This is a genomic window from Rhodococcus sp. OK302, assembly GCF_002245895.1.
In the GTDB taxonomy this organism is placed as follows: Bacteria; Actinomycetota; Actinomycetes; order Mycobacteriales; family Mycobacteriaceae; genus Rhodococcus_F.
This window is the reverse complement of record NZ_NPJZ01000001.1, coordinates 2,661,001-2,679,365: the sequence shown is the minus strand read 5'-3', so window position 1 is coordinate 2,679,365 and position 18,365 is coordinate 2,661,001. Positions and strand designations below refer to the sequence as shown.

Here is an 18,365-nt window from a genome sequence, read left to right as displayed (position 1 = left end):
GCAACACCCACCGGAACGGGCTGCAAACGCGTATCAAGCACGAATGCCGCCATGTCGCCGATGGTTCCGCCGATGGTCATCCGGTCGCCCGGCATCAACGGCTCACTGACGTTGGTGACGATGGTGGTCTCGGTCGGTCCGTACACATTGAGGAAAGTCCGACGACGATTCGGCTGATCCGCCCACTTCGCCATCAACTCCGGCGAATACGCCTCGCCTCCCACCCCGACAACTGCGAGGTCGTCGAGACCGGACGGGTCCATCGACGCCAAAGCCGCCGGCGTAATGAACGCATGCGTGACACGTTCCGACGTGAACAGTTCAGTCAACTCGTCGCCGCCATAGATCGACGTCGGCACGATCACCATGGCTGCGCCGGTAGCTACAGCCAGGAACAGCTCGAGCATGGACGCATCGAAGCTCGGCGATGCGAAGTGCAGGGTGCGAGAGTTCGGAGTGACCTTGTAGTGCTGTGCCTGCGTCGCACTGAAGCTCGCGAGGCCGGCGCCGGTTGCCACGACGCCCTTGGGCAAGCCCGTAGTTCCCGAGGTGTAGATCACCCAGGCCGGATGTGCCGGCAGAACCGGGCGAACGCGCTCGTCGGCGCGCACTGGTGAACTGTCCTGCGCTGCCATCAGTTCGGCACAGTGCGCACTGTCGACGGCTAGCCACTCGACGGTATCCGTGAGACCCGCCACTTCGGCTTCCAGCGTCAGGCCTACTGCGACACCCGAGTCGGACACCATGTGTGCGATGCGGTCAGCCGGGTAATGCGGATCGATCGGTACCACGGCCGCACCGGTCTTGGACACCGCCCACACGAGCAGAACCGATTCGATGGAACGCGGAATCGATACCGCCACCAGATCTTCCGCACCCAAACCACGGGCGATCAGAACGCGGGCAAGCTGGGAGGACCACGCGTCGACCTCGGCATAGGTCATCGAACGATCCTCGAAGCGGAGTGCCTCGTTGCCCGGATACTGCAATGCGGTCTCGGCCAGGATGTCGGCCAAAGGCTTCGGTGAGATACCCGAAGATGCTCGACAACTGGTCAATTCGAGACGCTCAGGTATTTCGAGGATGTCGATGTCGCCGACGGGCTGGGCAGCATCCACGACAACCGCTTCGAGAATGCGAGTCAACCGGGCAGCGAAGGAGACAACTGTCCCCTCGTCGAACAGATCCGTCGCGTAAGTGAAGGTCGCCGTCATTCCTTGACCGTCAACAGCTTCGACCAACGTCAACTGCAGATCGAACTTGGCAACGGTTTCGGTGATGTCGAACTCTGCGATGTCGAGCCCCGGCAGAGTCAGTTGGCTCTGCCTCAGGTTCTGGAAGGCCAAGGCCACCTGGAACAACGGATTGTGAGCCTGCGAGCGAACGGGATCGAGAACATCGACCAACCGCTCGAACGGCACGTCTCCGTGCGCAAAGGCTGCAAGGTCGGTCTCGCGCGCGGACGCCAGTAGATCGCGGAAACGCATCCCCGGATCCACCTCGGTACGCAGCACCAAGGTGTTGACGAACATGCCGATCAGATCGTCGAGTTCCGCCTCACCGCGACCGGCGACGGGTGTACCGACGGCAATGTCAGCGGTACCGGACAACCGTGCGAGCAGGGTTGCCAATGCCGAGTGCATCACCATGAACAGCGACGCCTGGTTATCGCGTGCTACTGCGAGTAGCCCGCGATGTGTCTCGGCAGAGACGGGGAAACTCAGTGTTGCGCCGCGCCCTGTGAACACAGCCGGGCGAACTCGGTCGCTCGGCAGTGTGATCTGATCCGGGACACCATCGAGCGTGCGTGCCCAGTAGTCGATTTGCTGAGCCAGAACAGATTCGGCGTCGGCTTCCGATCCGAGAACCTCCCGCTGCCACAGCGCATAGTCTGCGTACTGAACCGGCAACGGCGCCCACGTCGGAGTGTTTCCCGCTGACCGCGCGTAGTACGCACTCATCACATCGCGAGTCAACGGTCCCATCGAGAAACCGTCGGTGGAGATGTGATGGATGACGATGGCCAGGACAAAACTGTTGTCGACAACCTGGAACAGTGTGGCCCGCAACGGAACCTCAGTGGTGACGTCGAAACCGGCCGAACAGAATTCGGTCACGGCCGACACGATGTCGGACGCATCGACCTGTACCGGAGCAAGATTTACCGGAACCGCCGCTGCCGGAAGAATCCGCTGGTATCCCGTGCCGTCAACCTCGGGGTAGACCGTACGCAGAACCTCATGGCGCTTGAGCACGTCCATGACGGCGTCGTACAAGGCTGCCTGATCCAGCTCACCGGTGAGCGTAATTGCCATCGGAATGTTGCTGGCAGCAGAAGTGGTATCCAACTGGTTGAGGAACCACATCCGCTGCTGCGCGAATGACAGCGGCACCTGCGCCGGTCGATTCTGCGCAGTCAGTGCGAGGCGTGAACCGCCGCCCATGTGCGAGCCCAAACGGGCCGCCAACTCTGCAACCGTCGACGCCTCGAACAACTCCCGCACACCCACAGAAGCATCCAAAGCCTGACCCAAACGAGACACAACCTGCGTCGCCACCAACGAGTTGCCACCCAGAGCAAAGAAATCATCATCCAAGCCCACACGCTCGATACCCAGAACATCCGCAAACGTCTGCGCAACAACCTCTTCCACCACCGACGTCGGCGCCCGGAACACCCGAGTCCGCAGCGACGGCACCGGCAACGCCCGACGATCCAACTTCCCGTTCACCGTCAACGGAATCGCATCCAACACCACAAACGCCGACGGCACCATGTACTCCGGCAACACACCGGCAACACCCGCCCGCAACTCGTCCACCGACACACTCGCACCGATCGCCGGCACCACATACGCCACCAGACGCTGATCCCCCGGCGAATCCTCACGCACGATCACAGCCGTCTGCGCCACCGACACATCCGCCAGCACAGCAGACTCGATCTCACCGATCTCGATCCGGAAACCACGGATCTTCACCTGATCATCCGCGCGACCCAGATACTCCAGATCACCGTCCGCGTTCCACGAGGCGACGTCACCCGTGCGATACAGCACCTCACCAGCAGAGAACGGACTCGCCACAAAACGAGTCGACGTCAACCCAGCCTGGCCGAGGTAACCCCGAGCCAACTGCACACCCGAGACATACATCTCACCCGCGACACCCACCGGCACCGGAGCCAAACGCCTATCCAACACGAACACCTGCAGACCCGAAATAGCCTGACCCACAACACTCGCCGACGCATCCGCCGCCATCACCACATCCAGCACGCGATGCGACACATGCACCGTCGTCTCCGTGATGCCGTACATGTTCACCAACGTCGGCGACACGTCACCGCGGCGGCCGTACCACTCCGACAACCGCCGAAGCTCGAGCGCCTCGCCGCCGAAAACAACCCAACGCAACGACAACTCCAGCGCCGCACCGGATTCGGATGCCAACCGATCAGCCTCAGCCAACTGATAGAACGCCGACGGCGTCTGATTCAGAACCGTCACCCGCTCCCGCGCCAGCAATTCCAGGAACTGCTCCGGCGAACGCGACGTCACGTAATCGACCACAACCAACGTGCCGCCGTACAGCAGCGGACCCCACAGCTCCCACACCGAAAAGTCGAACGCATAACTGTGGAACATCGTCCACACATCGGACTCGTCGAATCCGTACACACTCTCGGTATTCGCGAACAACTTCGCCACCGTCGAATGCGGAACCTGCACACCCTTCGGGCGACCCGTCGAACCCGACGTGTAAATCACATACGCAACATTCGAGGTCCGCAGCGGCGCAACACGATCCGAATCCGAGATCGGCGAACCATCCACACCCGACAGATCAACCTTGTCGATATCGACCACCGGCAGATCCACCGGCAACACCAACTCACGACCCGACCACGAAATCGCACACACCGGCGCAGCATCCGCCAACATGAACTCAATACGATCAACCGGATACGACGGATCCACCGGCAGATACCCCGCACCGGTCTGCACCACCGCCAACAACGCCACCACAAGATCAGCCGACCGCGGCAACGCCACAGCCACCAACGACTCCGGACCGCAACCCTGAGCAATCAACCGGCGCGCCAAACGATTCGCCCGATCCGACAACTCACCGTACGACAACGACACGTCACCGAACCGCACCGCAGTCCGATCACCGAACCGCGACACCGCAACGTCGAACCACGCCGGCAACGTCGACGAAACACCGGAATCAGCGGAACTTGCACTGAACGCCGACAGTAGGTTTCGTTCGCCCTCTACGAGCACATCGACATCACCGACAGCCACTGCGGAATCAGCTACCACTCCACGGAGAATCCGAAGGAATCGATCCGCGAATGTGGCTGCCGTCGATGCGTCGAACAGATCCGTGGCATACGTCAGAGTGACGGACATGCTGTTCGTGTCGGATTCCTCGAGCGTGAACTGGAGGTCGAACTTGGCAACTGCCGCATCGAATTCGACTGCGCCGACGGTGAGTCCGGGCAATTCGAGAGCACTCTGGCCGAGGTTCTGGAACGTCAGAGCAACCTGGAACAGCGGGTGGTGTGCCTGTGAGCGAACAGGATCGATGGCCTCGACGAGGCGCTCGAACGGAACATCCGCGTGCGCGAAGGCCTGCAGATCCACTTCACGTGCAGAGGCCAGCAATTCGGTGAACGACATCGACGGATCGACCTCGGTACGCAGCACCAGGGTGTTGACGAACATGCCGATCAGATCGTCGAGTTCCGCTTCGCCGCGGCCCGCGATCGGTGCACCGATCGCGATATCAGTGGTCGCGGACATCCGTGCGAGCAATACGGCCAATGCTGAATGGACAACCATGAACGGGGTCGCGTTGGCGCTCTGGCCTATTGCTTCGACATCGGCCCACAACTGCGGGTCGATCTCGAATGCGTGGTTCGATCCTCGACCCGAAGCGATCTCGGGACGCGTGCGATCACTCGGCAGGTCCAACAGTTCCGGCAAGTCCGCGAGAGTGTCATTCCAGTAGGAGATCTGCTGTGCGATGACGGACTGTGGGTCGTCCTCGGAACCGAGTACCTCACGCTGCCACAACGCGTAGTCGGCATACTGCACCGGCAACGGTGTCCACGCGGGGGCTTGTCCATTGCTACGTGCGAAGTACGCAGTCATCACATCGCGAGTCAACGGTCCCATCGAGAAACCGTCGGTGGAGATGTGGTGGATCACGAAGGAAAGCACGAACTCACTGTCGGCAACCTGGAACAGCTTGGCCCGCAACGGAACCTCGACGGTGACGTCGAAGTGCTCTCCGAAGAACGCATACAGTTCAGTGTTCAACTGCTCATTGTTGATCCGCGCCACATCGAGTGCAAGCGCGACAGCTTCAGGTTCGAGGATCTGCTGATAGCCGATGCCTTCGATTTCCGGGTACAGCGTGCGAAGTGCTTCGTGCCGTGTGATGACGTCCAGAATCGCGGTACGAAGAGCGTCGATGTCCAGGCTGCCTGTCAACCTCACAGCCACGGGGATGTTGTTGACAGTTGATGCTGTATCGAAGCGATTGAGGAACCACATCCGCTGCTGCGCGAACGACAACGGAATCTTGGCCGGACGTTCCTGCGGCATAAGGGCAGACTGTGCCCCGGCACCGACGTATCCGCCGATCCGTGCTGCCAACTCTGCAACCGTCGACGCCTCGAACAACTCCCGCACACCCACAGAAGCATCCAAAGCCTGACCCAAACGAGACACAACCTGCGTCGCCACCAACGAGTTGCCACCCAGAGCAAAGAAATCATCATCCAAGCCCACACGCTCGATACCCAGAACATCCGCAAACGTCTGCGCAACAACCTCTTCCACCACCGACGTCGGCGCCCGGAACACCCGAGTCCGCAGCGACGGCACCGGCAACGCCCGACGATCCAACTTCCCGTTCACCGTCAACGGAATCGCATCCAACACCACAAACGCCGACGGCACCATGTACTCCGGCAACACACCGGCAACACCCGCCCGCAACTCGTCCACCGACACACTCGCACCGATCGCCGGCACCACATACGCCACCAGACGCTGATCCCCCGGCGAATCCTCACGCACGATCACAGCCGTCTGCGCCACCGACACATCCGCCAGCACAGCAGACTCGATCTCACCGATCTCGATCCGGAAACCACGGATCTTCACCTGATCATCCGCGCGACCCAGATACTCCAGATCACCGTCCGCGTTCCACGAGGCGACGTCACCCGTGCGATACAGCACCTCACCAGCAGAGAACGGACTCGCCACAAAACGAGTCGACGTCAACCCAGCCTGGCCGAGGTAACCCCGAGCCAACTGCACACCCGAGACATACATCTCACCCGCGACACCCACCGGCACCGGAGCCAAACGCCTATCCAACACGAACACCTGCAGACCCGAAATAGCCTGACCCACAACACTCGCCGACGCATCCGCCGCCATCACCACATCCAGCACGCGATGCGACACATGCACCGTCGTCTCCGTGATGCCGTACATGTTCACCAACGTCGGCGACACGTCACCGCGGCGGCCGTACCACTCCGACAACCGCCGAAGCTCGAGCGCCTCGCCGCCGAAAACAACCCAACGCAACGACAACTCCAGCGCCGCACCGGATTCGGATGCCAACCGATCAGCCTCAGCCAACTGATAGAACGCCGACGGCGTCTGATTCAGAACCGTCACCCGCTCCCGCGCCAGCAATTCCAGGAACTGCTCCGGCGAACGCGACGTCACGTAATCGACCACAACCAACGTGCCGCCGTACAGCAGCGGACCCCACAGCTCCCACACCGAAAAGTCGAACGCATAACTGTGGAACATCGTCCACACATCGGACTCGTCGAACCCGTACACACTCTCGGTATTCGCGAACAACTTCGCCACCGTCGAATGCGGAACCTGCACACCCTTCGGGCGACCCGTCGAACCCGACGTGTAAATCACATACGCAACATTCGAGGTCCGCAGCGGCGCAACACGATCCGAATCCGAGATCGGCGAACCATCCACACCCGACAGATCAACCGTGTCGATATCGACCACCGGCAGATCCACCGGCAACACCAACTCACGACCCGACCACGAAATCGCACACACCGGCGCAGCATCCGCCAACATGAACTCAATACGATCAACCGGATACGACGGATCCACCGGCAGATACCCCGCACCGGTCTGCACCACCGCCAACAACGCCACCACAAGATCAGCCGACCGCGGCAACGCCACAGCCACCAACGACTCCGGACCGCAACCCTGAGCAATCAACCGGCGCGCCAAACGATTCGCCCGATCCGACAACTCACCGTACGACAACGACACGTCACCGAACCGCACCGCAGTCCGATCACCGAACCGCGACACCGCAACGTCGAACCACGCCGGCAACGTCGACGAAACACCGGAATCAACCCCGGTCTCGCTCCACGAGAGCACCCGATCCAACTCGCCCGCAGCCAGGACATCGACATCACCGACAACAACACTCGGATCAGCAGAAACCGCACGCAAGATCGAGGCGAACCGATCAGCGAACGACGTCACAGTGGATTCGTCGAACAGATCTGTCGCATATGTCAAGGACGCCGAAATACCGGCAGCAGAGCCGGATTCGTTTGTTCTTTCCGTGATGGTCAGCTGGAGGTCGAACTTGGCCAACGCCAAGTCTGCATTGTCGATAGTGATTGCGAGATCACTGAGTTGCAGCGTGGTGTGCTCCAGATTCTGGAAAGTCAACGCCACCTGGAACAGCGGGTGATGTGCGCGCGAGCGCACCGGATCGATAGCCTCGACGAGACGCTCGAACGGAACATCCGCGTGCGCGAAGGCCTGCAGATCCACTTCACGTGCAGAAGCCAGCAATTCGGTGAACGACATCGACGGATCGACCTCGGTACGCAGCACCAGGGTGTTGACGAACATGCCGATCAGATTGTCGAGCTGCGCGTCTCCGCGACCGGCAATCGGAGTTCCGATCGCGATATCCGTCGTCGCCGTCAATCGTGACAGCAAAACGGCCAACGCCGCGTGCACGACCATGAACGGTGTGGAGTTGGATTGCAGTGCCAGCTCATTGATTGCGTCGTGCAGGTCAACATCGAGGTCGAAGGACACAGTGGCACCCTGTCCTGATGCAACCTCGGGGCGGGTGCGATCACTCGGCAGATCCAACTGCGAGGGCAGATCGGCAAGTGCTGCAGACCAGTACGCGATCTGCTTCGCGATGATCGATTCGGAATCGTCCTCCGAACCGAGAACGCTGCGCTGCCACAGCGTGTAATCCGCGTACTGCACCGGCAACGGTGCCCACTCCGGAACGCGGTGACGGGTACGTGCCTCATACGCGACCATGACGTCGCGGGTAAGCGGTCCCATGGAGAAACCGTCGGTGGAGATGTGGTGGACCACGAACATCAGAATGTAATCCGCTGAATCCACTCGATACAACGCTGCCCGCAACGGAATCTCGGACGTCACGTCGAAGGGTGCCGTCGCCAAATTCGCGACTGCTTCGGGCAGTTCAGCAGCTGTCAGCGCCGTCGGAACCAGTTCGAGAGCTACATCTGCCGGCAGGATCTCCTGGTACCCGACACCGTCGATGTCCGGGTATACGGTGCGCAACACTTCGTGGCGCCCGATCACGTCGCGAATCGCCTGGCTCAGGGCATCCACGTCGAGCGCACCGGCGATCCGGATTGCAATCGGAATGTTGTTGACGGCAGATTCCGGTTCGAAGCGATTGAGGAACCACATCCGCTGCTGCGCCAACGACAACGGAATTCGTGCGGGACGCGTCTGCGGAACCAGCGCCGCCACGGCACCGGAACCTGAATGCACCTCGAGGCGAGCTGCCAAGGCCGCAACCGTTGAGTCCTCGAACAATGCTCTGACGGGGACGGTCGTGTCGAGAGCGTCGCCGAGCCTGGCCGCCACCCGAGTCGCGACCAACGAGTTTCCACCAAGTTCGAAGAAGTCGTCGTTGCGACCAACGTGGGCAACGCCGAGAACCTCGGAAAAGACCTGGGCAACAGCCTCTTCAGCAGAGGAGACCGGCGCCTGATAGGTCTTGGCCACAAACTCCGGGTCGGGAAGTGACTGTGTATCGGTCTTTCCTGCCGCGGTCAAGGGAATGGAGTCGAGGACAAGAATCGCGTCCGGAACCATGTATCCGGTCAAGAACTTCGAGACTGATGCCGTCACCGTTGCGGGTACTACGGTGGCTCCCGACTTCGGAACTACATACCCGACAAGACGATCCCCGAAATGCTCGTCAGTTCGCACAATGACCACGGCATGCGCAACACCGTCACAACGTGTAAGGGCTGCTTCGATTTCGCCAAGTTCGATGCGGAATCCGCGAATCTTCACCTGGAAGTCGCTGCGGCCCACGTATTCCACGATGCGACCGTCGATCCACCGGACAATGTCACCGGTGCGGTAGAGGCGATCGCCGGGGCCACCGAAGGGGTCTGCGACAAATCGGCCGGATGTCAGTCCCGGCTGCCCCAGGTATCCCCGAGCGACCTGGATGCCCGATACGTAAAGCTCGCCGGCAACCCCGACCGGTACCGGCTGCATACGGTCGTCGAGGATTCGCGCAGACATTCCACGGACAGGTCCGCCGATGTTCATGCGATCGAACGCGGTCAGCGTGTCACTGATATTGCTGGCAACAGTGGATTCGGTGGGTCCGTAGGCGTTGAAGAAGCCGCGTACCGAACCATCCGGCAGCGGCACAGCCCACTTGGACACCAGTCCCCGGGAACTGGCTTCACCGCCGACAACAACAACCCTCAGTGCGTCCAGGCCGGCAGGGTCCACGGAGGCCAATGCTGCCGGTGTGATGAATGCGTGAGTGACAGAGTGCAACTGCAGGATCTCAGCCAGTTCGGCCCCGCCGTAGACACTCGTCGGCGCGATCACCATGGTCGATGCGGCACCGAAAGCCATCAACAGTTCCAACACCGACGCGTCGAAGCTCGGAGACGCGAAGTGCAGAGTCCGGGCGTCGGCGCTCAACTCGTAGCGTTCGACCTGCTCGGCGCAGAAGTTCGCCACACCGGCGTTGTCTACGACTACGCCCTTGGGAAGTCCGGTGGTGCCTGAGGTGTAGATGACGTAGGCAGCATTCTGCTCGCGAATCGGCGCACGCAATTCCAGAACACCGATCGAAGCCGTGGGCTGCGCAGCGCGGGTTGCCTCGAACTCGGCTTCGTCGAGTGCCATCCAGGTTGTCGCGGTCGGAAGCGTCGACGCGAACTCACTTGTCGTAAGACCAAGCGCGGCACCGGAGTCGGAGATCATGTGTGCAACACGGTCTACCGGATACGTCGGGTCGACCGGTACAAATGCAGCACCCGTCTTGGCCACCGCCCACAGCGCGAGGACCGACTCGACAGATCTCGGAATGGCAATGGCCACTCGATCTTCGGGTCCGACGCCTTGAGCGATCAAGACGCGTGCCAACTGGGACGAACGTGCATCCAGGTCCTGATACGTGATCGTCACATCGCCGTAGCGGATGGCCTCCGCGGCAGGATTCACGGACGCGGCGTTCACGAGAATTTCCGCCAGAGTCCCCGAAATACCCTCGGGACCATGCACATCGGTCAGCGCCAGTCGTTCGTCGGAGTCGAGGATCTCGATGTCGCCGACAGTAATGGCCGGGTTTGCCACCACGGATTCCAGAATGCGAATCAAACGCTGAGCAAAGCCTTCGACGGTGTCGGCGTCGAACAAGTCGGCAGCGTAGGTAAACTCTGCCGAGATGCCCTGCAGTTCTCCGTGCACGCCGATCGACTCGGTAGCCGACAGTTCGAGATCGAACTTCGCTGTTGTCGTGTCGATTTCGACAGCCTTGACTGCCAGACCAGGCAGCTCCAACTCGGTCTGCGCCAGATTCTGCAAAGACAGAACAACTTGGAACAGGGGATGCCGGGCCTGCGAGCGTGTCGGCGACAGAACATCCACCAGTCGCTCGAACGGTACGTCGGCGTGGCCGAACGCGCTCAGCGCTACATCACTGGTGGCCTGGAGCAGATCCGTGAACGGCGCGGACGAATCGACATCCGTCCGCAATACGAGGGTATTCACGAACATCCCGACAAGATCGTCCAAAGCTTGGTCGCCTCGACCAGCCACCGGCGTTCCCACGGCGATATCGGACGTTCCACTCAGTCTCGCGAGCAGCACGGCGAGCGCAGCATGCAGCCCCATGAACAGAGTTGCATTGTTCTCGCGCGCAACGGCGTCGAGTCGGGCATGTACATCAGCCGAGATCTCGAAGGCGAATCGCTCACCACGCATCGACGCAACATCTGGACGAGGACGATCGAGGGGAAGCTCGATCTGATCGGGTAGGCCCGACAAGGTCTCGGTCCAGAACGAAATCTGCTGCGACATCAACGAAGCCGAATCATCTTCCGATCCGAGTACCTCACGCTGCCACAGCGAGTAGTCCGCATACTGGACCGGCAGTGGGTGCCACTGCGGCGCGATGCCGTCCTTGCGCGCGGAGTACGCGATCATGACGTCTCGACCCAACGGCGCCATAGACCAACCGTCGGCGGCGATGTGGTGAACCATGATCGCCAGAACGTGCGCGTTGTCATTGCGCGTCAACAATCGGACGCGGATCGGTGCGTCGACGGTGATGTCGAGCGTCGTGGAACCTACTGCGGCAATACTGTCTTCGAGATCCGATTCGTCGACGTCGACGACATCCAGACCTCGGAAAATCTGCGCGACATCGAGAACCGACTGGACCGGGCCGGAATCTGTATCGGGATAGACCGTACGAAGGACCTCGTGCCTGGCCAGTACGTCCTCGAGCGCCTGTTCCATTGCGACGACGTCAAGAGTTCCGGTCAGGTGCAATGCAAAGGTGATGTTGTACGCGGCGGAATCGGTGTCGAATCGGTTCAAGAACCACATGCGTTGCTGCGCGAGCGACAATGGAATGTGAGCTGGACGAGCCTGCGCGACAAGCGCTCTACGCCCGCCACTGCCCGCGTGAACCTCGAGGCGCGCAGCAAGTGCCTCGACGGTCGAGACGTCGAACAACATCCGAACCGGCACGGAGGTGTCGAGGGCCTTGCCCAGCCGGGAAGTGACCTGCGTGGCGATCAGCGAGTTTCCACCGAGTGCAAAGAAATCGTCGTCGAGACCGACACGTTCCGCACCGAGGACGTCCGCAATCACCTGCGCGACAATCTCTTCGACCGGGGTTGTCGGTGCACGGAAATTGCGAACCTCGAACACGGGAACCGGGAGCGCACGACGATCCAGTTTGCCGTTGGAGGTGAGCGGAATTTCATCCACGATCATGAATGACGACGGGATCATGTACTCGGGTAGCGTCGCTGCGATGGCCGGCGAAAGTGCGTCCGGGTCAATCACCGATTGACCGTCGCCAACGACATACGCAACGAGCTGATCGCCCAGTCGCTCGTCGCTGTGCATCAACACAACCGCTTGGACTACCGTGTCGAGGGCGACGAGGGCAGTCTCGATTTCGCCCAGTTCGATACGCAGACCACGCAACTTCACCTGGAAGTCGCTACGGCCGACGTAGTCCAATTGTCCCTGGTCATTCCATCGGACAAGGTCGCCGGTGCGGTACATCCTGGAACCGCCGGTCACGAATGGATTTGCGACGAATCGCTCAGCCGTCACGTCGAATCGACCACCGTAGCCACGCCCGACACCGACGCCGGACACGTAGAGTTCGCCGATCATTCCTGCCGGAACGGCATGCAACCGGGTGTCGAGAACAAACAGGTCGATGTTCGGAATCGGCGTTCCGATCGGGACACCACTGATGTGTTCGGAGGTCGCCGCAAGAGCCGAAACAACGTCGGAAGCCTCGGTCGGTCCGTAGCTGTTGACGATCCGGACGCCGTCGCGCATGAGATGCGCCAACCTGGAGATCTGGATGGGTTCACCACCGAGGAACGCAACATCCAATTGCGACAACACTCCGTCGAGGTCCGCATCCGAAAGCGCGATGAAAGCACTCGGCGACAGGTTCGCCACACGGACGCCACCCGCTTCGATGGTCGCCAGAATCTCCTGAGGATCGAAGCCGGCTCCGCTGAGATGGAGCGGCACTCCATTGGCCAGCGCTGCCCACACGTTTTTCTGTGTCAGGTCGAAACTCGGCGAAGACGCAACAAGAATCGGCCCGTCTTCCGGGAGCTCGGATCGGTACCACGTGACGGTGTTCTCGATGCCGCCCATCGGTACCATCGTCGGCTTCGGTCGACCCGTCGAACCGGAGGTCGAAATCACGTATCCGAGATGATCTTTCGCCCTCGCACCAACCCACGGGTCGATCGGACGGATCACGGCGACGTCCGTGGAATCCTCGGATTCCACAACGAGCACAGGGATGCTCAGATCGACGGCCTGCGCACTCACCACACACGACGCATCGGTGTCTTCGAGAATGGACTGAATACGCTCCTGCGGGAAGCTCGGATCGATGGGAGCGTACGCAGCCCCGACCTTCCAGACACCCAACATTGCCACGACCCACTGCCACGACCGCGTGACCGTCAAAGCAACCACGTCGCCGACGCCGACGCCGGCAGTCTCCAAACTCCGGGCGAGTACGGTCGACCGTCTGTCCAACTCTTCGTAGGTCAGCACTCGTGTCTGATCCGATACGGCGACGGCGGACGGGTCGGAATCGACGCTCCGATAGAACGCAGACAGAATGGACGAGCTGGGAGCTGCAGTTCGTGTACCGACCGACCAGTCGAGCACCTGCGACGCTTCGTCCTTGCCGAACACCGCGATATCTCCGACCTTGATGGCCGAATCTTCCACTACTGCATTCACGATGCGCACCAAGCGGTTCGCGAACTTCTCCATGCTCGACGCGTCGAACAAATCAGTCGCGTAGGTGAGAGTCGCCTCCAGACCGTCGAATCCGTCTGCCCCGTCGTTCCCCTCGGAGATCATCAACTCGATGTCGAACTTCGCGATCGGCACCTCGAGTTCTGCTGCCACCGCTTTCACACCCGAGAACTCGAGTTCGCGTTTGGCACTGATCTCGGCGGTCAATGCAACCTGGAACAACGGGTGGCGGGCACGAGAGCGTGGGGGGTTGAGCGCCTCGACGAGTCGCTCGAAAGGAACATCGGCGTGCGCATAGGCAGCTAGTCCCGAATCGCGAACTCGCTGAATGAGATCGACGAAGGGCTCGTCGAGATCGACCGTGGTGCGAAGTACCAGGGTGTTGACGAACATACCGATCACGTCGTTGAGCGCTTGATCACCGCGTCCGCCGATCGGGGCACCGATCGCAATGTCTGTTGTCCCACTGATACGGCTGAGCAACGCCGCATAGGCCGCCTGCAACACCATGAACAGTGATGCGTTATTCGAACGCGCCAACTCGTTGAGCTTGCGCGTCGTTCGCTCACTGATCCGGAAATGGTGCTTTGCACCATGATTCGACGCGACAGCCGGACGCACTCGGTCTGTCGGCAAATCCAGTTGGTCCGGCAGACCGGACAGTGCAGTCCGCCAGTAGCTGATTTGGCGAGCGGACTCGGAGCGTGGATCGTCCTCGGAACCCAACGCCTCGCGCTGCCACAACGCGTAGTCCGCGTACTGAATCGGCAACGGCATCCAGGCCGGCACGGAATTCTCGTTTCGCGCCGAATACGCGACAAGAAGGTCGCGTGCCAGGGGTCGGAATGACAATCCATCTGCTGCGATGTGATGCAGAACCATCACGAGCACGAAGTCCGTGGACGACACTTCGAACAACGCGACCCGCACCGGAATCTCCACTGTCACGTCGAAACCGCGCGCGGCGATGGCGACCAGTGCAGCATCGAGGTTCGAATTGCGTATCTTGGTCGGATTCAACTCCACGGCAGCGCGCTCGATCGGCAGAATCACCTGTTGCGCAGTGCCATCCACGTCGGGATAGACGGTACGCAATGACTCGTGGCGCGCAAGCAGATCCATGACAGCCGCGTGCAGCGCTACCGGATCGACGGATCCCGTCAACCGAACAGTGAAGGGAAGGTTGTAGGCAGGCGTCGACGGGTCCAGGCGATTGATGAACCACATGCGCTGCTGCGCCAACGACAGCGGGATCACGTCGGGGCGCGGTTTCGCAGTCAGCGGTGCAACCGATTTGGCACTCCCCGCCACCGATTCCGCCCGCGCAGCGAGAGCGGCCACCGTGGTCGATTCGAAGAGTTCGCGGACACCGAGCTGAACGCCCAGAGCCGAACCGACGCGGGTCACCAGTTGCGTCGCAACGAGTGAGTTTCCACCGAGCTCGAAGAAATCGTCGTCGATGCCGACTCGGTCGACGCCCAGAACCTCGGCGAAGACGTCGGCAACAACCCGCTCGGCCTCGGTCCGCGGTTCGCGGTACTGCTTGGCGCTTTCGAATACCGGGTCGGGCAACGCGGCTCGGTCCAGCTTTCCACTCGTATTGAGCGGCAATGCTTCCAGAATCATCAGGGCAGCCGGAACCATGTACGACGGTAGGCTTCGGCCGGCAAATTCACTGAGTACGGCAGATTCGATACTGCGTCGTGGACTGGGAACGATGTAGCCGACCAGCTGGTCGCCTGTCGGTGTCTGCGTCACCAGGACAACGGCTTGCGAGACGTCCGGATGCGCGAGCAGCACGGTCTCGATCTCGCCGAGTTCGATGCGCTGACCGCGGAATTTGACCTGGAAGTCGGTACGCCCGATGTAGTCGAGGTTGCCGTCCTCACGTCGCCGCACGAGGTCTCCGGTGCGGTACATACGTTCACCGGCCGGGCCGTAGGGGTTTGCCACGAAACGATCGGAACTGAGATCGGGTCGCCCGACGTATCCGCGAGCCAACTGAATACCGGCGAGATACAGTTCGCCCGGCTGCCCGATCGGGGTGGGACGTACGTGCGCATCGAGGACGTAGGCTTGAGTGTTCCACTGCGGCAACCCGATCGGGACCGACGTGGTATCTGCAGCACACGCTTCGTAGTACGTCACGGACACTGCAGCTTCGGTGGGTCCGTACAGGTTATGAAGACGCGCACCACACAGTTCGCGGAATGCGACGGCCGTTTCCGGCGGGAGCGCTTCACCGATGACAAAGACGTGACGCAGTGAATCACACGATCCGGCAGGGGCATTGGCAGTGAACAGTGTGAGCATCGACGGCACGAAGTCCGTAATGGTGACGCGATGTTCGGCAATCTTGCTCGCAACGTACATCGGGTCGCGATGGCCGTCCGGCGTGGCGATCACAAGGGTTGCACCAACCCGGAGCGGCATGAAGAATCCCCACAGGGAGACGTCGAATGTTGTGGCCGTCTTCTGCAGGTAGACGTCGGAAGCGGCGAGTTGGTACTCGGCATTCATCCACTGAAGTTGATTGTTGATTGCCGCGTGAGTGACGGCCACGCCCTTGGGGCGTCCCGTCGAACCTGACGTGTAGATGACGTACGCCGTATTCGAATACCGCAAGGGCGCAAGACGATCCGCATCAACGACTGGGCGGGTGTCGAGTTCGGCTTCGGCAAATCCGTCGATCTCGAGGACTCTGGTTCCGAGCGGGAAGTCGACCGCATCGCGGGCGGTGGTCAAGACACACACCGGACGAGCTGAATCAAGGATGTACGCGGTTCGATCTGCCGGGTGGTCGGGGTCGACCGGCACCCAGGCTCCGCCGGCCTTCGCGATGGCATACATACCCACCATAAGGTCCAACGAACGCCGAATTGCCAATCCCACAAGAGATTCCGGACCGACACCCATTGCGATGAGTTTGCGTGCCAGTCCGTTGGCCTGGGCGTCGAACTCGCCGTAGGTAAGTGAATTCCCCTCGAAGATCAGCGCAGTCGCGTCAGGAGTCTTGCCGACCTGACGTTCGAAGGGCTCGGTAATGGATTGGGAGAGAACGTGATAGCCGGTGCGATTCCAGAGGGCAACCCTCTTACGTTCCTCGTCGGACGCAACGGACAGGTCCCAGACTCGGCGGCTGGTTTCAGCGGAGATGAACTTTTCGAGAAACTCTACAAACCGCGAATGATTGCGTTCGGCTTCTGCAGCGGAGTAGAGATTCGGATTCGATTCGAAGTCGATATGTGTCCGCGACTCCCCCACACTCTGGTACAGGTTGACACCAAGGTCTTCGATCAAACCCGTTGACAGAATATGCAATTCGCCAACCAGAGGACCGAAGGCAAGTTCCGTGGAAAACATCATGATGTTGATCCACGGGCCGAAGAATCCGCCCTGACCGGGGCCGGAACCGTCGCGGACCATATCCTCGTGGCGGTACCGCTGGTGACGCAAGGCCCCCGACATCTCACTGCCGACACTGTCGAGGAGTTCTTGCACCGTCGTCTCGGCCGTGATCTTCAGTCGCAACGGCACGACGTTGGAGACCATTCCACCGGATCGACGAAGAACGGCCGTAGTTCGGCCCGAGACGGGCAGGGACAACGACACGTCCTCGCGCCCGGTCATCTGCGCCAGGTATGCCGCAAAAGCCGCAACAACAGCACCGGCGACCGTCGTATTCTCGACCCGCTCGAGGAACCGAGCGAGCAACGCCTCGACGTGATTGGACAACGCTGCACTGTCGATCCGACTGACCGGTTCCGGCGGAGCGCTGCGGCCGGCGAGGCTCGAGACCTCATCGAGGTCGGAAATCTTTTCAGCCCAGTACTGGCGGTCGGTGTCGAACCGGTTGGACTTTCGGTACTTGCTGTCGACCTCGTACACATCCCGCAGGTCGGAGGCTTCATTCGGCGTAGGTTCGCGGCCTTCGACGCGAGCGGAATACAACTCGGCTACCCGGGTGACAAACGTCGACGCTCCGAAACCGTCGAGAATCGTGTGATGAACCCGGGTGTACCAGTAGTAACGGTCCTGACCGAGCCGCAGAATGGTCGCCGAGATCAATCGGTCTTCGAGCATGTCGATCGGACGACTGCGGTCTGCGCGCATCCACCGCATCGCGGCGTCGTGCGGGTCGGCTTCACTGCGAACGTCGACGTAACCAACCGAGTCGTCGAGGGTGTTGTCGATGATCTGGAAGGGCTGCGCGTCAACCTCGAAGATCCGCACGAAGGCCGAACCGAGTTCACGGCCGGCGTCGGCGCATGATTCTCGAAGCACGTTCAGTTGCAGTGCGCCCCGCAATTCGACGTACTGAGCAATATTGACCGGGACCGAAGGATCGAGATGCTGCGCGAACCACATGCCGAGCTGGGCCGCTGAGAGTGGGAATGCGCCTGATCGCTGACCGTCTTCCGGCGAGCTGCCGACCTCCGACTTACCGCTCTCCAGTTTTCCGTTTCCCAGCGAATTCAC

1 protein-coding gene (running past one end of the window) is annotated in these 18,365 nt (G+C 60.9%); it reads right to left on the bottom strand.

The window, feature by feature from the left end:
- Positions 1 to 18,365, bottom strand: partial view of a non-ribosomal peptide synthase/polyketide synthase gene (locus tag BDB13_RS12340; protein ID WP_141210637.1) — the 5' portion only. It extends 10,273 nt beyond the left edge of the window; the window shows 18,365 of its 28,638 coding nt (coding positions 1-18,365); the start codon lies at positions 18,363 to 18,365; the stop codon falls past the left edge of the window.